Annotated in this window: 19 protein-coding genes and 1 pseudogene; 2 read left to right on the forward strand and 18 right to left on the reverse strand. The window is 70.6% G+C overall.

Annotated elements, in window-relative coordinates; genetic code table 11:
* The first annotated feature begins 79 nt into the window (after positions 1-79).
* Positions 80-1,066 carry an RluA family pseudouridine synthase gene (locus ACQEV8_RS08765; RefSeq protein ID WP_432958753.1) on the forward strand — a complete coding sequence of 329 codons (987 nt, stop codon included), beginning with the start codon at positions 80-82 and terminating at the stop codon, positions 1,064-1,066.
* Here ACQEV8_RS08765 and ACQEV8_RS08770 read toward each other — a convergent pair.
* From ACQEV8_RS08770 to ACQEV8_RS08850, 17 genes and pseudogenes are all read right to left on the reverse strand, one after another.
* A complete protein-coding gene (locus ACQEV8_RS08770; protein WP_432958756.1) occupies positions 1,060-2,559 on the reverse strand; it encodes a cytochrome P450 in 1,500 nt (499 codons plus the stop codon). The two genes, ACQEV8_RS08765 and ACQEV8_RS08770, sit on opposite strands and share 7 nt — an antisense overlap.
* Before the next feature lie 89 nt (positions 2,560-2,648).
* Positions 2,649-3,268: pseudogene (locus ACQEV8_RS08775) on the reverse strand (GTP-binding protein).
* Positions 3,249-3,647, reverse strand: coding sequence for a DUF742 domain-containing protein (locus ACQEV8_RS08780; RefSeq protein ID WP_432958758.1), 399 nt, complete (start codon positions 3,645-3,647; stop codon positions 3,249-3,251). The pseudogene ACQEV8_RS08775 and the gene ACQEV8_RS08780 overlap by 20 nt, the downstream one beginning before the upstream one ends.
* On the reverse strand, positions 3,644-4,051 hold the full coding sequence (locus tag ACQEV8_RS08785; RefSeq protein ID WP_215122510.1) for a roadblock/LC7 domain-containing protein: 408 nt from the start codon (positions 4,049-4,051) through the stop codon (positions 3,644-3,646). The genes ACQEV8_RS08780 and ACQEV8_RS08785 overlap by 4 nt, the downstream gene beginning before the upstream one ends.
* Complete coding sequence (locus ACQEV8_RS08790; protein WP_432958761.1) at positions 4,048-5,691, reverse strand: sensor histidine kinase; 1,644 nt, start codon at positions 5,689-5,691, stop codon at positions 4,048-4,050. The genes ACQEV8_RS08785 and ACQEV8_RS08790 overlap by 4 nt, the downstream gene beginning before the upstream one ends.
* A 352-nt stretch (positions 5,692-6,043) precedes the next feature.
* Positions 6,044-8,893, reverse strand: coding sequence for a DEAD/DEAH box helicase (locus ACQEV8_RS08795; protein WP_432958762.1), 2,850 nt, complete (start codon positions 8,891-8,893; stop codon positions 6,044-6,046).
* A 40-nt stretch (positions 8,894-8,933) separates the two neighbouring features.
* Positions 8,934-9,824, reverse strand: a complete 891-nt coding sequence (locus ACQEV8_RS08800; protein WP_432958764.1) for a diacylglycerol kinase — start codon at positions 9,822-9,824, stop codon at positions 8,934-8,936.
* A 31-nt stretch (positions 9,825-9,855) separates the two neighbouring features.
* Positions 9,856-10,815, reverse strand: a complete 960-nt coding sequence (tatC, locus tag ACQEV8_RS08805; protein ID WP_432958766.1) for a twin-arginine translocase subunit TatC — start codon at positions 10,813-10,815, stop codon at positions 9,856-9,858.
* A 47-nt stretch (positions 10,816-10,862) separates the two neighbouring features.
* Entirely contained in the window at positions 10,863-11,147 is a 285-nt protein-coding gene (gene tatA, locus ACQEV8_RS08810; protein ID WP_399021114.1) for a Sec-independent protein translocase subunit TatA, read from the reverse strand.
* Positions 11,148-11,406: 259 nt separating this feature from the next.
* Entirely contained in the window at positions 11,407-11,601 is a 195-nt protein-coding gene (locus ACQEV8_RS08815) for a hypothetical protein (RefSeq protein WP_432958768.1), read from the reverse strand.
* Between the two features lie 44 nt (positions 11,602-11,645).
* On the reverse strand, positions 11,646-11,939 hold the full coding sequence (locus ACQEV8_RS08820; protein WP_432958770.1) for a hypothetical protein: 294 nt from the start codon (positions 11,937-11,939) through the stop codon (positions 11,646-11,648).
* Positions 11,940-12,099: 160 nt separating this feature from the next.
* On the reverse strand, positions 12,100-13,176 hold the full coding sequence (locus ACQEV8_RS08825) for a helix-turn-helix transcriptional regulator (RefSeq protein ID WP_432958772.1): 1,077 nt from the start codon (positions 13,174-13,176) through the stop codon (positions 12,100-12,102).
* A gap of 18 nt (positions 13,177-13,194) precedes the next feature.
* Positions 13,195-14,172, reverse strand: a complete 978-nt coding sequence (locus ACQEV8_RS08830; RefSeq protein WP_432958774.1) for a helix-turn-helix transcriptional regulator — start codon at positions 14,170-14,172, stop codon at positions 13,195-13,197.
* 128 nt (positions 14,173-14,300) lie between these two features.
* Entirely contained in the window at positions 14,301-14,672 is a 372-nt protein-coding gene (locus ACQEV8_RS08835) for an FKBP-type peptidyl-prolyl cis-trans isomerase (protein WP_432958776.1), read from the reverse strand.
* A gap of 61 nt (positions 14,673-14,733) precedes the next feature.
* A complete protein-coding gene (locus ACQEV8_RS08840; protein WP_432958778.1) occupies positions 14,734-15,741 on the reverse strand; it encodes an FKBP-type peptidyl-prolyl cis-trans isomerase in 1,008 nt (335 codons plus the stop codon).
* Positions 15,742-15,870: 129 nt separating this feature from the next.
* Positions 15,871-17,232, reverse strand: a complete 1,362-nt coding sequence (gene pafA / locus ACQEV8_RS08845; protein WP_184597419.1) for a Pup--protein ligase — start codon at positions 17,230-17,232, stop codon at positions 15,871-15,873.
* Positions 17,233-17,241: 9 nt separating this feature from the next.
* Positions 17,242-18,501, reverse strand: coding sequence for an MFS transporter (locus tag ACQEV8_RS08850; RefSeq protein ID WP_432958780.1), 1,260 nt, complete (start codon positions 18,499-18,501; stop codon positions 17,242-17,244).
* A gap of 89 nt (positions 18,502-18,590) precedes the next feature.
* On the opposite strand from ACQEV8_RS08850, the gene ACQEV8_RS08855 reads away from it, so the two are divergent.
* Positions 18,591-19,607 carry a LacI family DNA-binding transcriptional regulator gene (locus tag ACQEV8_RS08855; protein ID WP_432958782.1) on the forward strand — a complete coding sequence of 339 codons (1,017 nt, stop codon included), beginning with the start codon at positions 18,591-18,593 and terminating at the stop codon, positions 19,605-19,607.
* A 137-nt stretch (positions 19,608-19,744) separates the two neighbouring features.
* On the opposite strand, the gene prcA is transcribed toward ACQEV8_RS08855, so the two are convergent.
* Positions 19,745-20,491 (reverse strand): proteasome subunit alpha, encoded by a 747-nt coding sequence (prcA, locus tag ACQEV8_RS08860; protein WP_432958783.1) that lies wholly within the window; start codon positions 20,489-20,491, stop codon positions 19,745-19,747.
* Positions 20,492-20,503 lie beyond the last annotated feature (12 nt).

A 20,503-nucleotide genomic window follows, 5' to 3' on the forward strand; every position in this document is an offset into this window, starting at 1 on the left:
CCCCGCATCCTGGCAAGGACGCCGGGGCGGGCCCAGTGGTTTTCCGTCCGGCGCACCGGGCCTCGTAGGCTGGGCCGCGATGAGACGCAAGCCCCGCATCCCGCCCGCTCCCCTGCCGCAGCGCCACGGCGTGGATCCGGTGCGGGTGCGACTGCCCGTCGCGGGGTCGTGGGCCACGGTGCGCGAGTACTTGGTGGAGCGGCTGAGCGGGGCGGGTGCCGGGGTCGTCGACGAGATGTTCTTCGCGGGGCGGATCATCGGGGCGGACGGGCGGGCCGTGGCGGCGGACGCGCCGTACGTGCCGGGGATGTTCGTGTGGTTCCACCGGGAGCTGCCCGAGGAGGTGCCGGTGCCCTTCCCGCTGGAGGTCGTGCACCGGGACGAGCACATCGTCGTCGTGGACAAGCCCCACTTCCTCGCCACCATCCCGCGCGGCAGCCATGTCACCGAGACCGCGCTGGCCAGGCTGCGCCGGGAGCTGGACATCCCCACGCTCGGCGCCGCACACCGCCTGGACCGGCTCACCGCGGGGCTCGTGCTTTTCACCGTGCGCCCCGAGGAGCGCGGCGCGTACCAGACCCTGTTCAGCGACCGCCGGGTCCACAAGGAATACGAGGCGGTCGCCCCGTACGGCCCCGCCCTCATGCTGCCTCGGACCGTACGCAGCCGGATCGTGAAGGAGCGCGGAGTGCTCCAGGCCCGGGAGGTGACAGGCGAGCCGAACGCCGTGAGCCGGGTCGAACTCCTCGGGCACCGCCCGGGAGGAGCCGGCGGACTCGCCCGGTACCGACTGGTGCCCGGCACCGGGCAGACGCACCAGCTGCGGGTGCACATGACCGCGCTGGGCGTGCCGATCCTCGGTGACCCGCTCTACCCGGAGGTGACCGGCCCCGTACCGGCCGGTGACTTCCGGCGCCCGCTCCAACTGCTGGCACGGGCCCTTGCGTTCACCGATCCGGTCACGGGCGAGGAGCACCGGTTCCGCAGCGGCCGCGAGCTCGCGGCCTGGGCGTCGTACGACCGGTGGGCCGCCGGGACGTACGACGGCCCGTCAGCCGGTCAGTAGCCACGCCACCAGCTCAGGAAACGCTGCCAGGCTCCCTTGCGGTGGGCCGGTTCCGGCGCCGTCGGCTGAACCTGCGGGAACACCGGTGCCGGCTGGGGCTGCGCCGGGGCCGGCTGCGGCTGTGCGGCGGCCGGTGCTGCCTGCGGCTGCGGGCTGCCGATCTGCCAGTCGGAGCGCTGCGCCGGCACCTGCTGGTGGTTCGGCGGCTCCGTCACGTCCTGCGGCGGCTTGGGCGAGAACTGCACCGGCATCTCCACCAGGTGCCGGGAGGCGATGGACGCCGTCCAGCGCAGCTCCTCCACGTCGCAGTCGAGTTCGACGTCGGGCAGCCGCATCAGCAGCGCGTCGACGCCGACATCGGCGATGGAGCGGCCGACGTCCTGGCCGGGACACTCGTGCGGGCCGCCGCCGAACGCGAGGTGGGAGCGGTTGCCCTGCATGCTGGCGGACAGGTCGGGCCGTACCCGCGGGTCGACGTTGGCCGGGGCCGGGGCGAAGAGCAGTCCGTCGCCCCGGCGGATGCGCTGTCCGCCGAGCTCGGTCTCCTGCTTGGCGAAGTAGGCGAAGACCGTGCTGAACGGCGGCTCGTTCCACAGGGACTGCTCCACCGCCTCGGGCACCGTCATCTGGCCGCCGTTGAGCTGGGCCCGGAAGCGCGGGTCGATCAGCACCGTGAGCAGCACGTTCGACAGCAGATTGGCGGTGGCCTCGTAGGCGGCGAAGAGCACCAGGCGCAGGTGTTCCCTGACCTCGTCGTCGGTCAGCCGGGCCGGGTGGGTGATCAGATAGCTGGCGAAGTCCTCCTCCGGCTGGGCGCGGCGCCGTACGGTGAGCCGGCTCAGGGCGTCCATGACGTAGGAGTGGCTGGCGATCGCGGTCTCGGTGCCCTTGAGCGCGTCGCGGGCGGCCTCGACGAGACGGTCGTTGTACTCGTCGGCCATGCCGAGGATCTCGCACATCACAGCCATCGGCAGATGCTCGGCGAACTGGCCGACGAGGTCGGCCTCGCCCTCCTCGCAGAAGCGGTTGACGATGGCCTGCGTGCTGCGGTTGATGTAGCGGCGCAGGCTGCGGAAGTCGATGGTCGAGATCGCGCCCATGACGGCGCCGCGCAGCCGCTTGTGCTCATCGCCCTCGGCGTGCGAGGCGATGGGCTGCCAGGCGATGTGCGGCATCAGCGGGTGGTCGGGCTTGACCAGACCGTCCCGGAGCGGGGTCCAGATACGGCTGTCCCGGCAGAACTGCGAGGGCGAGCGCACCATGTGCAGGTTCTCGGCATGTCCGAGGACGACCCAGATCGGTACGTCGTCGTGGAGCAGCACGGGGGCCACGGGGCCGTGGTCCTTCCGGAGCTGCTCGTACAGCGCTCCCAGATCCTCCGACTCGTGCAGCCGGTGCAGTCCGCCGGGCCCTAGGCCGTGTGCGGGGCAGCCGGGGGGCGGGCCGGGCCGGGAGGCGTCCGTATCGGTCGGGGCGTGGGATTCAGGCGTCACAGTGGTCGCTCCGAAACTGAAGTGGATCCAGGTGTCTGGTGGGGGAAAGCAGGTGGGGAAAGTGGGGGTGGGACGGGCAGGACGCGGGATCAGCGGCGTGCGCCCGTCATGGCGAGCGAGTGCAGGAAGCGCATGAGGGTCATCAGGACGTCACGGCTGGAGGCCCGGCGGCGTACGTCGCACTCCATGATCGGGATGTCCGGGGTGAGGTCGAGGGCCGTGCGCAGCTCCTCGAGGTCGTAACGGGGCGCGTCCGGGAAGGAGTTGACCGCCACCACGAACGGCACACCGCGCTCCTCCAAGCGCCCCATGACATCGAAGCTGACCTCCAGCCGACGGGTGTCGACCAGCACCACCGCGCCGAGCGCGCCCTCGAACAGGCCGTTCCACAGGAACCAGAAGCGCTGCTGGCCCGGTGTGCCGAAGAGGTAGAGCACCAGCTGTTCGGTGATGCTGATGCGGCCGAAGTCCATGGCGACGGTGGTGGCCGTCTTGGACGCGGAACCGAAGTTGTCGTCGACACCGATGCCGGCCTGAGTCATGGTCTCCTCGGTGGTCAGCGGTGTGATCTCGCTGACCGAGCCGACCATGGTGGTCTTGCCGACGCCGAAGCCGCCCACGATCACGATCTTGGCCGCGGACTGTGCCGTGTGGGGCAACTGGTCCTCGGTCCGGGGCCCGGGATGGTGTCAGAGCCTTTGAAGTCCATTCATCACCGCTTCGAGGAGGGAACGATCGGTGCGTGACTGGCGGACGATCGGGGCGCGCGCCTGCACCAGTTCCGCCGTCAGCAGCTCGGTGAGCAGCACGCCCATCGCACTGAACGGCAGGTGGAGGTAGGCCGACAGCTCGGCCACGGACAGGGGGGCGGCGCAGAGCCTCAGCAGCGCCGCCTGCTCGGGGGAGGCGGAAGGCGGCGGGTCCTCGGCACGCGCCACGATTAACGTGACCAGGTCGAGCTCGGCCCGTTCACCGTCCGGGCCGGCCACCACGTACATCCGCTCCGGGTTCCCGGGTTTGCCCTCGCCCTCCTGGGGCGGGGGCGGTTCCGGGGTGGGGTCGCGCCTCTGGCGTTGCGGAGGCGTCATACGATCTGCCCGTTGCGCCGGGGCGGACTGGTCAGATGGCCGCCGATCCGGACGACGAGGTCGCGCATCATCGCGCTCATCCGGCCGGGTTCGCACCGCACGTCGGAGAGCACCGCGAGGAAGGCGTTGGCTCCAGCGTTCATCAGATAGAAGTAGCCGCGGTCGATCTCGATCATGACGAGCTTCATCTCGCCGTCGCCGACCGTGAGTTCCTGGCAGATGCTGCCCGCGAGGGACTGCAGGCCGGCGCAGGCCGCGGCGACCCGGTCGGCCGCGTCGGGCTCGCCGCCGTGGCGGGCGATGCGCAGTCCGTCGGCCGAGAGCACCACGATCATCTCGATGCCCGGTACGCCGTCGGCGAGTTGCTTGAGCATCCAGTCGAAGTTGCCTCGCTGCTGGATCACTTGAGGTCCCCCTCGTCGTCGGCCTCGCTGGGGGCCGGGTCGTTGATCAGGTGCAGGTACTTGGTCGGGTTCCTGATGAAGTCGGTCGGGTGGGTGCCGGGTTCGATGCCCTGCTTGAGTCCCTCCCAGAAGGCCTCGAGGCCCTTTCCGGGGGCGTCGGGGGCCGACATGTCGCGCAGGGGCTTGGTCTCGGGCTCCGCGACCGCCGCCCAGGGGTTGTACTCGCCCCGTTCGGCGGCCTCCCGGTCGGCCTTCTCGTTGGCGGCCTGCTGGGCGAGCCGCTCCGCGAGCGGCATCTTCACCCGGCTGCGGCGCTGCGGAAGACCGTTCGTCGTCCACTCGGTGACCTCGGGAACGTCGTCGTCCTCCAGGGAGGCCGTCGCGGGGATCTTCGGCATGGTGGGGCGCCGCCTCTTGGGCGCGCGCTTCGGGCCCTCGGGAATGCCGACCGTCATGGGGATGCCGGTGGCGCCGATACCGTGGGCGAGTCCGACGCCGGGCTCATGCGTGATCATCTCGCTCGGCACGATGAGGATGGCGCGGACACCGCCGTACGCGGAGGCCCGCAGCGAGACCTGCATGTTGTACGCCGTGCAGAGGCGGCCGACCACGGCCAGGCCCAGACGCGGGTGCTCACCGATGTCCTGGAGGTCGACGCCCGCCTTGGCGGCCTCCAGCATGCCCTCGATCCGGGCCCGTGCCTCCTCGTTGAGGTTGACTCCGCCGTCCTCGATCTCGATGCAGACGCCGGTCTGCACCTCGGTGGCGGTGACGTGCACCTTGGTCTGCGGCGGCGAGTAGCGCGTGGCGTTGTCGAGGAGTTCGGCGGCGGCGTGGATGACGGGTTCGACGTAGATGCCCTTGACGCTGACCTTGGCGATGGAGGACAGCTGGATGCGCCGGTACTCCAGGATGCGGGACATGGCGCCGCGCAGCGTGCTGTACAGGGACACCGGCTCGGGCCACTGGCGGCCGGGGCGGCCGCCGCCGAGGACGGAGACGGAGTCGGCGAGGCGGCCGATCAGCGCGTTGCCGTGGTCGATGCGCAGCAGGTCGTCGAAGACCTCGGGGTTGCGGCCGTGGTCCTCCTCCATCTCCCGGAGTTCCTCGGCCTGCTGGTGGGCGATCGCCTGGACGCGGCGGGCGACCGTGACGAAGGAGCGAGCGGCGGCGTCACGCATGGTCACTTCGTGGTCGACGATCCTGAGCACCGTCAGCAGCGTCTCGACCTCCGGCGCGGGGAGGTCGCGGTAGGCGGGGTTGGCCACTCCGAGCTTGCGAATCACCTCCCTGGGGGATTCTCCGGTGCGCAGCAGGTCGAGCGCGGCAGGGACGATCTCCCGCGTGAAGCGGACCAACTCGTGCTCGTGGCCGGCGATCCGCTGCTCCAGATACGCGCTGTGACGGGCGTGCTCGGCACGCTGGTTGCGCAGTGCACGGCCGCGGCGGACCGCCTCGGCTGCCGTCGCGATCACCAGTGCGGTGGCGATGCCGCCGCACCAGCCGACGGCGAGCCGGGCCGACTCCGTCACCAGGGCGACGGCGGCTCCGGATGCCGCGGCCATCGCTATGGCCGGCAGCAACAGCACGCGCGCGTAGGGAAGTTCACGGCGAACGGGAGGGGGTTGAACACTCACCATGTAGGCCTTCTGACAGGAGTCGGCTGGAGTTCCACACAATTGGGGAACAAGCGCACGAATTCATCTCAAGCCGGTGCGCTGCGGGCGAGCTTAGTCCGACCGGATCATCGCCGTGTCATATTCGGCATCCGCCGGAAACCGGACGCGAAGGGATAGTACGCTCGGTCGTTTACACGCAGCGACATCGTTCGAATACGATGCGTAGCGACGAACAGCCATACGAGAGTCCCTCACCGCTACGGGTGAGGGACTCTCAGAGCAACGCCCCTGAAGGGGCGCGGGGCTGTGTCGATTTGCGGCTCAGCCACGTGGGCGCGAGACCACGAGCGGTCGGCACCCGCGCGACAAACGATCACCCCACCGACGAGTAGGCGACAACTCCCCGCAGCAACAGATCAACACCCTTGCGCGCGTTCTTCACCACGGAAGACCCCTGCGGCGCCGCCGCCGCGATCTGCCCCAGCACGTCGATGACCTGCTTGCACCACCGCACGAAGTCCCCCGCCGGCATCTCCGCCTCGCGCAGCACCTCGTCGAGCCCCGCCCCGGAGGCCCACATGTACGCGGCCCAGGCGAACCCCAGGTCCGGCTCACGCTGTCCGACACCCTCGGTCTGGGTGATCCGGAACTCCTCCTCCAGCGCGTCCAGCCGCCCCCAGATCCGCACCATCTCCCCCAGCGCGGCCTTGGCCTTCCCCGACGGCAGCTTCGGCGCCATCGCGTCGTCCGCCGCGCGGGCCTCGTACACCAACGCCGAGACGCAGCCCGCCAGTTCGGCCGGGCCGAGCCCCTCCCAGACGCCCTCGCGCAGGCACTCGCTGGCGAGCAGGTCCAGCTCGCCGTAGAGCCGCGCGAGCCGCTTGCCGTGCTCGGTGACCTCGTCGCCGCGCAGATAGTCGAGCTCGGTCAGCAGCGCGACGATGCGGTCGAACGTCCGCGCGATCGTGTTCGTACGGCCCTCGATCCGCCGCTCCAGCTGCGAGGTGTCCCGCAGCAGCCGGTGGTAGCGCTCGGCCCAACGGGCGTGGTCCTCACGGTCGTCGCACCCGTGGCAGGGGTGCGCGCGCAGCTCGGTCCGCAGCCGGGCGATCTCGCGGTCGTCGGCCGCCTGGGAGCGCCGCTTGCGGTGCCGGTCGGCCGGGATGTGCCCGGCCTTGGTGCGCAGCGCGGAGGCGAGGTCCCGACGGGACTGCGGGGAACGGGGGTTGAAGGACTTCGGGATCCGCATCCGCTCCAGCGGCTCGACCGGCACCGGGAAGTCGATGGACGCCAGCCGCTTCACCTGCCGCTCGGCGGTCAGCACCAGCGGGCGCGGACCGTCGTGGTGCTCGAAGCCCCGGTGGCCGTTCGAACGGCCCGCGGGCAGGCCCGGGTCCAGCACCAGCGCCAGGCCCGCGTACTTGCCGGTGGGCACATGGATGACGTCACCTGGCTTCAGCTTCTCCAGCGCGACGGCGGCCTCGGCGCGCCGCTCCGCCGCGCCCTGCCGGGCCAGGTCGTTCTCACGGTCCTTCAGCTCGCGGCGCAGCCGCGCGTACTCCTCGAAGTCGCCGAGATGGCAGGTCATGGAGGCCTTGTAGCCCTCAAGGCCCTCCTCGTTGCGCTGCACCTGTCGGGAGATGCCGACGACCGACTTGTCCGCCTGGAACTGCGCGAAGGACGTCTCCAGCAGCTCGCGCGAACGGTGCCGGCCGAACTGCTCGACCAGGTTGACCGCCATGTTGTACGACGGCCTGAAGCTGGAGCGCAGCGGGTACGTGCGCGTGCCGGCCAGGCCCGCCAGGTGCTCGGGGCTGGAGCCGCGCTGCCACAGCACCACGGCGTGACCCTCGACGTCGATGCCGCGCCGCCCCGCACGCCCCGTCAACTGCGTGTACTCGCCCGGGGTGATGTCGGCGTGCTGCTCGCCGTTCCACTTGACGAGCTTCTCCAGCACCACCGAGCGGGCGGGCATGTTGATGCCGAGGGCGAGGGTCTCGGTCGCGAACACGGCCTTGACCAGGCCGCGTACGAACAGTTCCTCGACGACCTCCTTGAAGGTCGGCAGCATGCCCGCGTGGTGGGCCGCGATGCCGCGCTCCAGGCCCTCCAGCCACTCGTAGTAGCCGAGGACGTGCAGGTCCTCGGTCGGGATGGACGACGTGCGCTCCTCGACGAGCGCGCGGACTCGCCCGCGTGCCTCGTCGTCGTTGAGCCTGAGCCCCGCGTACAGGCACTGCTGGACTGCGGCCTCGCAGGCGGCGCGGCTGAAGATGAAGGTGATGGCGGGCAGCAGCCCCTCGGCGTCGAGCCGTTCGATGACCTCGGGCCGGCTCGGCGTCCACACCCGGGAGCGCTGTCTGCGGTCGCGCTCGCGGTCGGCCTCGCGCATGGACCGGCCGCGCCGGCGGTCCTGGTACGACGGCCGGCTCGCCTCCATGCGCGCCATGCGCGTGAGGTCGGGGTTGACGGCCTTCTTGTGGCCCTCGCCCTCCTCGAACAGGTCGTACATCCGCCGCCCGGCGAGCACGTGCTGGAACAGCGGCACGGGCCGGTGCTCGGAGACGATCACCTCGGTGTCACCGCGGACCGTGTCGAGCCAGTCGCCGAACTCCTCGGCGTTCGACACGGTCGCCGACAGCGAGACGAGCGTGACCGACTCGGGAAGGTGGATGATCACTTCTTCCCATACGGCGCCGCGGAACCGGTCGGAGAGGTAGTGCACCTCGTCCATGACCACGTAGCCGAGGCCCAAGAGGGTCTGCGAACCGGCGTACAGCATGTTCCGCAGCACCTCGGTGGTCATCACGACCACCGGGGCGTCGGAGTTGACGCTGTTGTCGCCGGTGAGCAGGCCCACCTTGTCCGTGCCGTAGCGGCGGCACAGGTCGGCGTACTTCTGGTTCGACAGCGCCTTGATGGGTGTCGTGTAGAAGCACTTCTTGCCCTGCTGGAGAGCGAGGTGGACGGCGAACTCGCCCACGATCGTCTTGCCGGAGCCGGTGGGTGCGGCGACCAGGACGCCCTTGCCCGCCTCGAGCGCCTGGCAGGCCTCGATCTGGAAGGGGTCGAGGCCGAAGTCGTACATCTCGCGGAAAAAGGCGAGCGCGGTGGCCTGCTCGACAGCACGCTTGCGGGCTGCCGCGTACCGCTCGGCCGGTGAGAGGTCCTCTGTCATCGTGCTTTCGAGCGTACCGGGCCGCACTGACAACAGGACGATCATTATCCGGATCCATTGCTGTGAAACCAGGGATCGGCGCAGTTCAGGGGCCGACGACTCGCACGCCCCCGCGCACGCAGCGCGCGCTCAGCGGCAGCGGGCCGAGCGGCTCCCCGTCCGCGTACCCGGTGATCCCCTCGGCGGCGATCTCGACCCGGGCGGCACGCAGCACGGTCACCGCCGGATGCCCGGCGTGAGTCCCCCGGTACACCCTCGGGAACACCCGCAGCAGTGTCGTACGGCTGCAGTCCCCGACCACGGTGATGTCGAACAGCCCGTCGGTGAGGTCGGCGCCGGGGCAGATCCGCATCCCGCCGCCGTACGACGAGCCGTTGCCGACGGCCACCAGGGTCGCCTCGATCTCACGGACCTCGCCGTCGTCGAGCCGGATCCGGTACGGGACGGGCCGGAAAGCGGCGAGTTCGGCCATCATCGCCAGGTCGTACTTGAAGCGGCCTGCGGGCCACCGCATGCGGTTGCCGCGGTCGTTGACGCGGGAGTCGAAGCCGGAGGCGAGGACGGTGCCGAACCAGCGGTCGCCCACCTGACCGAGGTCGATGTCGTGGATCCGGCCGCACTTGAGGGCGTCGGCGATCATGCGGCCCGCGGCGGCCGGCTCGCGCACGGGCAGGCCGAGGACGCGGGCGAAGTCGTTGCCGGTGCCGACGGCGACCAGGCCGAGCGGGGTGCGGGTGCCCGCGACCGCCCGCAGCGCGAGGTTGGCCATGCCGTCACCGCCGACGGCTATCAGCGCTCCGGTACCGCCCTCGACGGCGGCACGGGCGCGAGTGAGGGCGTCCGCGGCGTCCTCGCCGAGCACCGTACGCACCGAGAAACCGGCCGCCCGCAAAGCGGAAGCGGCCGGCTGCGCCGCGCGGGCGCCCCGGCCGCGGCCCGCGGTGGGGTTGACGAAGAGGGTGATCTCGCTGGTCACGCGACCGACCCTACGATCTGCCCGCCGATCTTCAGGTCACGTCGTCATAACCGTTGACCCGGTCCGAGCGGTCCGAACTCGCCTGCTCGGGCAGGGCGGCGCGGCCGGTGGTCACGGGCTCGATGGCGCCGATGTCGTCGGGCGTGAGGTCCAGCTCGGAGGCCTCGTCGTCGGCGGGGCCCAGGGCCTCGCGACGGCTGCGACGGCGGTCGTTGAGCAGGGAGAAGGCAACGGCCGCGAAGTACAGGATCCAGATCGGCCCGGCGAGCATCAGCATGGTCAGCGGGTCGGTGCTGGGCGTGGCGATGGCCGCGAAGACCGTGATGCCCATGATCATGCCGCGCCACCAGCCGAGCATCCGCTTGCCGGTGATCGCCCCGGTGAGATTGAGCATGACCAGCAGCAGGGGCAGCTCGAACGAGAGGCCGAAGACGATCACCATCCGCATGACCAGATCGAGCAGGTCGTCCAGCGGGAGGAGGTTGGACGTGCCCCCCGGGGTGAACTCGAGGAGCACCCTCGCCGTGGTGGGAAGCACCGTGTAGGCGAAGTAGGCGCCGGTGATGAACAGCGGGGCGCCCGTGCCGACGAAGGCGTAGGCGTACTTCCTCTCGTGCCGGTGCAAGCCCGGCGCGACGAAGGCCCACAGCTGGTAGAGCCAGACCGGCGAGGCCAGCACGACACCGGCCATCAGGGACACCTTCAGCGCCAGCGTGAAGGGGGTGATCAGACCGTTGATGGTGATCTGCGCACACGGCTTCGAGGACTGCGACCTGGCCAGTTCCTGGAAGGTCTTGTCACAGCCGACCGAGTCGAGGATCGGCTTGGTGATCAAGTTGATGATGTCGTTGTAGAAGAAGGCGGCGACGACCGTGACGAGGACGATCGCCAGCATCGCCTTGGCGAGCCGGTTGCGGAGCTCGCGAAGGTGCTCCGCGAGGGGCATCCGCCCCTCGGGATCCCTTTCCTGCTTGCGGGCAGACTTCAGCAACCCACGTTCCCATCTCGTGCAGTGGGCCGGAGGTGACCGGCCCTGCGTCAGCGCTTGGTCGTGTCCGTGGGCTCGTTGACCGGGCGCGAACTGGTCACGTCACCGGGCGACGCCTGGATGGTGCGCTGCGAGGGCTGCTCGTCGTTGTTGGGCGGGCCGGCCGGGGTCGTGGACGACTTGCTCTCGTCCTTCATCGCCTTGGCCTCGCTCTTGAGGATGCGGGCGGACTTGCCGAGCGACCGAGCCATGTCCGGAAGCTTCTTCGCGCCGAACAGCAGGATGATGACGACGAGGATGAGAATGATCTCGGGGGCTCCGAGCCTTCCGAACATAAGTCTTTACCTTCTCACCGAGGCGGCTGGGGTGGGGTGCTGTCCGACCGGTCGGACATATGTCCGAACGATCGTGTTGACAGCGATCGTAACGCTCAGGGGTAAACGTGAGGCAATCCCTCTGCATCCCCTGTGCGTACTCCCGTCCGCGGCCAGTGCCTCGTTAACCGGGCCGCGACCAGCAGCGTACCTGTCCGGACCACGGAGGTGACAGGGCGAAGTGACCCAAAGCGCAACTCACAGCCGCCTGCTGTACGGCTCACAGGGCGTCCACGGACCGGGCCGCGCTCCCCGCGGCCCGCTCCAGGTCCTCGGCGGCCCGGTTGATACGGCGCGCGGAGTCGGTGACCTGCCTGCCCAGGCGCTCTGCCTCCACGAAGACCCGGACGGCGAGCACCCCGAGCACGGCGAGACCCACGAACCCCACGGCAACCGCGAACATCGGCCAGAACATGCCGTCGAGCCTAGACCCTCCAGTAGGGGCGGACGGCCAGACCCTCAGGGGGTCGGAGCAAGCCGCAGGGTCCGCACGCCGCCGCCGGTGAGCAGCTCCACGATCCGCTCCCCCGCGGGCTTGCGGACGGACGCGCCGCACTCCGGGCAAGTGAAGGAGTAGAAGGTGGTGCGGCTGGTGGCGCCGATGGCGAGGCGCAGGGCTCCGGCGGTGAGCTCGAAGCGCTCCCGGCAGTCCGGGCAGCCCGCCTTGAAGACCACCGGGGACACGCTCGTCATCCCGGCGAACGCGGACTCCACCGTCATGCCGCGCACACCGGGCGTCGCCGACTCGCTCACAGGCCTCGCTCCTCTGTCTCGGGTGGTACGCCTCCGGGGCGCCCGGGTGCCGCCGGCGCGGGCCGGCTCACCACCGACATCGGCCGGGTCCGTGCCCCGGCACCACGGCCTGTGCCGGGGGCGGCCCCACTCCGCCGTCGACGCCGCGGGCACCCGCGCATCACGCGCGCCCGCCGTCCGGCCCGTCCGGCGCGAGGCGCACCGCGCTCGCGCCGCGCGGCCCGCCGGCCTCGGCCGTCTCCACCGCGCCGGCCGCCCCGGCCGCCTCGTTCCCGTCGTACGCCGTCAGCGCCTCACGGGCCGCCTGCCGGGCGCTGTCGGCGAGCTCCGGCGGCGAGACGATCCGGCCGTCCTGGCCGAGCCTCAGCGCCAGGCGGCGGAGCGACGCAGGGTCGGGGGTGCGCAGGGTGATCCTCAGGCCGCCGTCGGGCAGCTCGTCCGCGCTGTCGTGCGGGTAGTACTCGGCGACCCAGCGGCCGCCGGGCCCGACCTCGACCACGACCTCCGGGTCCTCGGCCGCGGGCTGCACCAGGGCCTCCGACAGGTCCCGCAGCTCGATCTCCGGCGGCGCCGAGGGCTCGTCCAGGATCTTGATCTCGGCGACCCGGTCCAGCCGGAACGTGCGGCGCGCCTCGGAGCGCCGGCACCAGGCCTCGACGTAGGTGTGCCCGACGCTGACCAGGCGGATGGGGTCGATCTCCCGCTCGGTGACCTCGTCGCGCGCGGGCGAGTAATAGCGGATCCACAGGCGGCGGCGCTCCGCGATCGCCCGGTCGACGTCCGCGAAGACCCCGCCCTCGGACTCGAAGGTCACCGACAGCCGCGAGCTGGCGCCCGCCGTCTCGCCGGCCGCGGTCTCCACCTTGGCCGTCGCCCGCAGCAGCGCCTGCCGGTCGCTCTCGCGCAGTCCGGGCAGCGTGGCCACGGCCCGGGCGGCGACCAGCAGGGCGGTGGCCTCGTCGGCGGCGAGTCTCAGCGGCTCGGCGACATCGTCGGGGTTGTGCCACCAGATGCGCTCGCCGTCGGTGTCGATGTCGAGCAGATCGCCACCGCGGAAGCTGGTGCCGCACATGGGCAGCACATCGAGGTCGGAGACCAGCTCGTCCTCGGTGATGCCGAAGGCGCGCGCGACGTCCTCGACCCGGGCGCCGGGACGCTCCTTCAGATACGTCACCAGCGAGAGCATCCGCCGGGTCTGGTCGATGGCGTTCACGGGCCTGACCGGTTTGCCTGCCACTGTTTCGTCCGCTCCCCCTCAGCCCTTGGCCACGGCCCGCAGCCGGTCCACCACGTCTGCCCGCAGCTCGGCGGGTTCCAGGACAACCACGTCCGGCCCGAACTCCACCAGCCAGGCGTCCAGCCCGTGGCCGTACGGAATCTCCAACTCGTCCCAGCCGCCGCCAAGTTCCCGTACGACGGTGGCCTTCGCCCGAAGGGGGTACCCCGCGCCCGAGCGCAGCCGGATCCGGGCCGAGCGGTCGGCGATCTCCCCGGCCCATCCGGCGACGGTCTCACGGACGGTGACGACGTCCGGCACATCAACGGTGTACCGGCCACCGCGCGAGCGGACCTTGCCGGTGATCCGGGACAGCCGGAAGACCCGCTCGGCGCCCCGGTCGCGGTCCCAGCCCGCGAGGTACCAGTGGCCACGCCAGCACTCGAGCGCCCATGGCTCCACGTGCCGCTGCTCAGGGTGGGCGGCGGTGGCCTTGCGGTAGTCGAAGACGACGGGGCGGCGGTCCCGGCAGGCGAGCATCAGCGGCTCGAACGCCGCCTCGTGCACGGGGATCCGCGGTTCCAGCGCGCCGTGCGGCCCGTAGGGGTCGACGTCCTCGGGGAGACCTGCCGCGCGCAGCTTCTGCAGGGCACCGCTGGCCGCCCCGGCGAGCCGGGCCTGCTGCCACACCTTGGCGGCGACCCCGAGGGCCGCGGCCTCCTCGGCGTCCAGGGTGATGGGCGGGAGGCGGTTGCTGTCGCGCCGGGCCAGATAGCCGATGTCGCCGTCGAGGCTCTCGACGGTCTCGATGACCAGTCCGAGTTCGCGCAGATCGTCCTTGTCGCGCTCGAACATGCGGTTGAAGGAGTCGTCGGATCCGCCGGCGCCGTTCCCCGGTCCGAAGGCCTCGACGTATGCCTCGATGGAGTCGCGCAGCTCACGCTTGCTGAGCGGCCGCCGCGTCCCGAGCAGACACAGCGCCAGATTCATCAGCCGCTCGGCCTTGGCAATGGCCATCGACGCCCTTCGCCTCCCTATGGTGCTTACGACCGATGACCGTACCGCCCCGCGGTGGCCCGGCAAAGCCGAGGGCCCATGCCCGAACAGGCATGGGCCCCACGTGATCGAGTCTGTACGGACCTTGCTCAGACGCCGAGCAGGTCGACCACGAAGATCAGCGTCTCGCCGGGCTTGATCAGAGGGGTCGGGCTCTGGTTGCCGTAGGCGAGGTGCGCGGGGACGGTCAGCTGGCGGCGGCCGCCGACCTTCATGCCCTGCACGCCCTGGTCCCAGCCCTGGATGACCCGGCCGCCGCCCAGCGGGAAGCGGAACGGGGCGCCGCGGTTCCAGCTGGCGTCGAACTCCTCGCCCGTGCTGAAGGAGACACCCACGTAGTGCACGGTGACGGTCTGGCCGGCCTGCGCGACCGGGCCGTCGCCCTCCCAGATGTCCTTGATCTCGAGGTCCGCCGGGGGCTCGCCGCCCGGGAAGTCGACCTCGGGCTTGTCGATGCTCACGTCTCTAGCTCCTGCTTGTCTGCGAAAAGGCGAACACGCACAGTCTTACATCCCCCGCGCGTCACAGCTTCGCGAGGATGTCCACCGAAAAGACCAGCGTGGAGTCCTTCTTGATGCCGCTGCCCTGCGGCGGGTTGTCGCCGTAGCCCAGCTTGGGCGGGATGACGATGAGGACGCGGCTGCCGACCTTCTTGCCGGTCAGGCCCTGCGCCCAGCCCTTGACGACCTGCTGGAGCGAGAACGACACCAGCTGCTTGTTGGCGTACGACGAGTCGAACTCCTTGCCGCCGTCCCACAGCACGCCCTTGTACTGCACCAGGACGCTGTCGGCGGCGGCGACCTTCTCGCCGTCGCCCTCCAGGACGTACTCCGCGACGAGCTTCGTCGGGGCGGTCGCCTTGGGCACCTCGATGGAGGGCGCCTTGCCGTCGGTGTCGGTGCCGACCTTGGGCAGGTCCGCGTCGTCCTGGGCGACCTTCTCGCCGTCGGCGGAGCTCTTGGCGTTGAACGTGTCCAGCACGTCGACGACGAAGACCAGCGTGTCGGTGCCCTTGATGCCCGCCTGCGGGTTGCCCTGCGAACCGTAGCCCCAGGTGGGCGGGACGGCCATCTCGACACGGCTGCCGGCCTTCTTGCCGGCCAGCGCGTACCGCCAGCCGTCGATGATCTGGCCCTGGGTGAGCTGAATGGCCAGGCGGGTCTTGCGGTCGTAGGAGTTGTCGAAGACTTTGGCGGTGCTCCAGACCTGGCCCAGGTAGTTCGCGACGACGAAGTCGTTCTCCGCGATGCTCTTGCCGCTGCCCGCGATCAGCGTCTTCACCGCAAGCTGCTTCGACGGCTCTCCGCTGCCCTTGGCGATCGTCGGCTTCTCGTCGAACTTGGTGCCCGCGGTGACCGCCGGCAGCGGACCGTCCACGATCTTCGGCGGCGGCGCAGCGGACGGGGCCGATGCCGAGGGCGAGGGCGAGGGGCTGTCGCTGGCCTTGCTCGAATCCGACTTGTCGTCGCCGCACGCGGCGAGTGTGGCCAGTCCTGCGGGTACAGAGATGAGAAGTGAGCGTCGGCGCACTGTGGGGGCCTCGTAATCGATCGTCTCGTTGATGGCGTGCGCGCAACTCTACGGCGTGAGCAGGGCGCCGCACTTGTAACGTACGGCGCCCGTGTGGCGTTCCGGCTAATTCCCCGCCGGAGCATTTCCTCACATTCCGGCGATCAGCTTCTCCACCCGGTCGTCCACGGAACGGAACGGGTCCTTGCACAAGACCGTGCGCTGAGCCTGGTCGTTGAGCTTGAGGTGAACCCAGTCGACCGTGAAGTCACGGCGCTGTTCCTGGGCGCGCCTGATGAAGTCGCCGCGCAGCCGGGCCCGAGTGGTCTGCGGCGGAACCGACTTGCCCTCGAAGATCTTCAAGTCGTTGCAGATCCGTGCTGCCTGGCCCTTCTTCTCGAGCAGGTAGTACAGGCCACGACGCCGGTGGATGTCGTGGTAGGCGAGGTCTATCTGCGCGACCCGCGGGTGCGACATGGTCATGTTGTTCTTGCTGCGGTACCGCTCGATGAGCTTGTACTTCATGACCCAGTCGATCTCGGTGCCGATGCGGTCGAGGTCCTCGGCCTCGATCGCGTCCAGCGTGCGGCCCCACAGTTCCAGGACCTGCTCGACGGTGCCGGTGCGGATGCCCCGGCGCTCGCAGAAGTCCACGGCCTTCTCGTAGTACTCGCGCTGCACCTCGAGGGCGGAGGCCTCGCGGCCGCTGGCCAGGCGCACCTTGCGCCGGCCGGTGATGTCGTGGCTGACCTCGCGGATCGCCCGGATCGGGTTCTCCAGGGTCAGGTCGCGCATCACGGTGCCCGCCTCGATCATGCGCAGCACCAGGTCGGTGGCGCCGACCTTGAGCAGCATGGTCGTCTCGGACATGTTGGAGTCGCCCACGATGACGTGCAGGCGGCGGTAGCGCTCGGCGTCCGCGTGCGGCTCGTCCCGCGTGTTGATGATCGGCCGGGAGCGGGTCGTCGCCGAGGAGACGCCCTCCCAGATGTGCTCGGCCCGCTGGCTGACGCAGTAGACGGCCCCGCGTGGCGTCTGCAGCACCTTGCCGGCACCGCACAGCAGCTGCCTCGTCACCAGAAACGGAATGAGAATGTCCGCGAGCCGGGAGAACTCCCCGTGCCGGGCGACCAGATAGTTCTCGTGGCAGCCGTAGGAGTTGCCCGCCGAATCGGTGTTGTTCTTGAAGAGGTAGACGTCGCCCGCGATTCCCTCCTCGTGCAGGCGTCGTTCGGCGTCCACCAGGAGTCCTTCGAGAATGCGCTCGCCCGCTTTGTCGTGGGTGACCAGTTCGGTCACGTTGTCACATTCCGGTGTGGCGTATTCCGGATGTGAGCCCACGTCGAGATAGAGGCGGGCGCCGTTTCGCAGAAAGACATTGCTACTGCGGCCCCATGACACGACACGGCGGAAGAGGTACCGCGCCACCTCGTCAGGAGACAGGCGGCGCTGTCCCCTGAACGTGCACGTGACGCCGTACTCGTTCTCCAGCCCGAAAATGCGGCGGTCCATGAGGGAACATTACGCCCGATCCCCTGAACTGAAACGGGGTTCGGGGGCACGGTTTGGATCATTTTCCGAACCGGACACAACAACCGCTCCCCCGCCGGGAGCTGCGAGTACCCGCCACGTGGCGGCCAAAACCAGCAGGGACACGCCACTCGCGGCACCCGGCACGGCGAAGCCCCACAGGGCCCCGCCCGTCTCCACGACGGGCCCCGCGACGCCCGCTCCGACCGAGTGGCCCACGGTGAACGTCGTCACCAGCCAGGAGAACGCCTCGGTGACCGTGCCGCGCGGGGCATGACGGTCGACCAGGACGAACGCGCAGGCGATGGCGGGCGCGAGGAAGACACCGGCGAGCGCGGTCAGTGCCACCATGGGCACCGCGTCCGGCATGAGAAGCAGCGGCAGGTAACACACCACCAGAAGGGCTACCAGCACCTGGAGTCGCCGCGCGGGCTCACCGGCCCACTGCCGGGCCCCGTAGACGGTGCCGCCGATCAGCGCCCCGAATCCCAGGGCCGCCATCATCCAGCCGTACACGGCGTCACCGCCGTGCGCGTCGGCGTAGGGCACCGAGGCGACGGTGATGGATCCGAGCGCCATCCCGATGAACAGGAACGCCGCCAGCAACGCCAGCAGCCCCGCCGAGCGCAGCGCGCCCAGCCAGTGCGCCTCCCGCGGCGCCGACCGCCAGGCACGCGAGGGCGGCGAGACGACCACGGAAAGCGCCCCCAGCACCCCGATCACGTTCAGCACCAGCAGGGCGACCTGGGCCGACCACAGGGACACGCACAGCGTGACGAGCAGCGGCCCGACGGTGAACATCACCTCCTGGGCCACGGCGTCCATGGCGTACGCCGTGTGCACCTGGTTCTCCTTCCGGAGGACCGACGACCACAGGGCCCGCAGCCCGCCCTCCAGGGGCGGCGTGAAGAGCCCGGCGGCCGCGACGGCGGCATACGCGACCGTCAGCGACCCGATCCCGGCGAAGGCGAACACAGCCATGGCGAGCGCCGACAGAACGGCCGCGGGCAACTGCACGCGCGGCTGCCCGCGCAGATCCACGAGCCTGCCCAGCACCGGCTGCCCCACCGCGTTGGCGACGCCGTACACACCCGCCAGCGCCCCCGCCAGGCTGTACGAACCGCCCTGCGCCCGCACGAAGAGCAGGATCGCGATGGCGCCGGTGGCATTGGGCAGCCGGCCCACGAGTGTGCCGACGAGCAACCGGGCGGCGTGCCGCGCCCGAAGGATCTCCAGGTATCCCGTAGCCATGTCCCCACCCTAGGTTTTACGTATAACGTCAACGATGCATACGTACCATGTCCGCTGTTCAACAGTCCAGACGAAGGAGCGGCCCGACGGTGGAACGAGGCAGCACCCGCCCCACGAGCCGGGACGTCGCCCAGGCCGCCGGCGTCTCCCAGGCCGCGGTTTCCTTGGTCCTGGGCGACAAGTGGCGCGGACGCGTCTCGGAGACGACGGCGGAGCGGGTCCGCGAGGCCGCCCGCGACCTGGGCTACCGCCCCAACCTGGCCGCCCGCAACCTCCGCCTGGGCCGCACCCGCACGGTCCTCCTGGTGGTCCCGGCCCTCACCACGGAGTTCTTCGCGGGCGTCTACACGGGCGCTGCCCGCGTCGCCGCCGAGCACGGCTTCGGCGTCGTCCTCTACCCCTCCCCCGAGGGCGTCGGCCCCGCCCGCGACCCCTTCGCCTCCGCCCAGGCCGCCCTGGACGGCGTGATCGCCTCCTCCATGGCCGCCGGCGCGCTCACCGCGATCCGCGGGGACCAGCTGCCGCTGGTGATGCTGGACAGCGACCCCGCGGGGAGTCTGGGGGCGGCGACAGTGAACCTGGACATCGCCGACGGCGTCCGCCAGGTCGCCGAACACCTGCTGTCCCTGGGCCACCGCCGCTTCCTCCATCTGGCCGCGGACGTACCGTCCTGGACCTTCGAGGTACGGGCCCATGAACTGGCGAGCCGGCTGAGCGATGTGCCCGGTACGTCGGTCCGCACGACCCGCGCGCCGATCTCCATCGAGGGCGCCGTGACAGCCACGGAGGCCGCCCTCTCGCTCCCCGGTCCGCGCCCCACCGCACTTGTCTGCGACGACGACAAGCTGGCCGCAGGTGCGTACAAGGCGATCCGCCGTCTCGGCCTGCGCGTCCCGGACGACGTCTCGGTCACCGGCCTGGACGATCTGGCCCTGGCCACGGCCATCGACCCGGAACTGACGACGGTCCGCCTGGACGCGGAGCTCTTCGGAGAGCGGGGCATGCGGGCCCTGCTGGCCGTCATGGAGGGCCGGGCGCCCGAGGGCGGGGACATCCCGGTGCAACTGGTGGTAAGGGGCTCCACGGCACCGCCCGGGCTGCCGTAGCCCCCCGGCACCGATGCCGGAGCCGGGGTGGGTCCGGGGCCCGGCGTAGCGGGGTGCCGCTGCGCCCACCACACAAAACCGCACGCCCCGGCCACCACGACAGCAGCCAGGACGCGCGGTACGACGATCGTGCCGGCCTACTCGGCGTCCTCGGACTCCGCGTCCTCCGCGCCCCCGTCGCCCTCGGGTGCCCCCAACAGCCGAGCCAGCTGACGCCCCCCGATCCGCTTGAACTTGCGCTTCTGCGGCCGCGTACGGTCCAGCACCGCCACCTCCAGCCGCTCCGCGGGAATCTCCCGCTCACTGCCGTTGGTGTCGCGCGAAAGTGCCTGCACCGCCAGCTTCAGGGCCTCGGCCAGCGTCATACCGTCCTGGTGGCGCTGGTCCAGGTAGCTGCTGATCTGCTCCGCGTTGCCCCCCACCGCGACCGAGCCGTGCTCGTCCACGATCGAGCCGTCGTGCGGGAGACGGTAGAGCTGGTCACCTTCCGGGGTCTCCCCCACCTCGGCGACCACCAGCTCCACCTCGTACGGCTTCTCGCCCGCGGAGGAGAAGATCGTGCCCAGGGTCTGCGCGTAGACGTTGGCCAGGCCACGGGCCGTGACGTCGTCGCGGTCGTAGGTGTACCCCCGCAGGTCGGCGTACCGCACCCCGCCGATCCGCAGGTTCTCGTACTCGTTGTACTTGCCGGCGGCCGCGAAGCCGATCCGGTCGTAGATCTCGCTGAACTTGTGCAGCGCACGGGACGGGTTCTCGCCGACGAACACGATGCCGTCGGCAAACTGCAGCACGACCAGGCTGCGGCCACGGGCGATGCCCTTGCGGGCGTACTCCGCCCGGTCGGCCATCTGCTGCTGGGGTGAAACATAGAACGGCGTCGACACCGGTTATCCGTC

It is taken from the genome of Streptomyces sp. CA-179760 (assembly GCF_050937045.1).
Lineage (GTDB): Bacteria > Actinomycetota > Actinomycetes > Streptomycetales > Streptomycetaceae > Streptomyces.

What these genes read in the sequence shown, in the direction of transcription:
- ACQEV8_RS08795 (WP_432958762.1), bottom strand. Translation starts at nt 8,893, where the DNA reads ATGATCGTCCTGTTGTCAGTGCGGCCCGGTACGCTCGAAAGCACGATG.
- ACQEV8_RS08815 (WP_432958768.1), bottom strand. Translation starts at nt 11,601, where the DNA reads ATGTTCTGGCCGATGTTCGCGGTTGCCGTGGGGTTCGTGGGTCTCGCC.
- ACQEV8_RS08850 (WP_432958780.1), bottom strand. Translation starts at nt 18,501, where the DNA reads ATGGCTACGGGATACCTGGAGATCCTTCGGGCGCGGCACGCCGCCCGG.
- tatA (WP_399021114.1), bottom strand. Translation starts at nt 11,147, where the DNA reads ATGTTCGGAAGGCTCGGAGCCCCCGAGATCATTCTCATCCTCGTCGTC.
- pafA (WP_184597419.1), bottom strand. Translation starts at nt 17,232, where the DNA reads ATGGACCGCCGCATTTTCGGGCTGGAGAACGAGTACGGCGTCACGTGC.
- ACQEV8_RS08790 (WP_432958761.1), bottom strand. Translation starts at nt 5,691, where the DNA reads ATGGTGAGTGTTCAACCCCCTCCCGTTCGCCGTGAACTTCCCTACGCG.
- ACQEV8_RS08765 (WP_432958753.1), top strand. Translation starts at nt 80, where the DNA reads ATGAGACGCAAGCCCCGCATCCCGCCCGCTCCCCTGCCGCAGCGCCAC.
- ACQEV8_RS08830 (WP_432958774.1), bottom strand. Translation starts at nt 14,172, where the DNA reads ATGGCCATTGCCAAGGCCGAGCGGCTGATGAATCTGGCGCTGTGTCTG.
- ACQEV8_RS08780 (WP_432958758.1), bottom strand. Translation starts at nt 3,647, where the DNA reads ATGACGCCTCCGCAACGCCAGAGGCGCGACCCCACCCCGGAACCGCCC.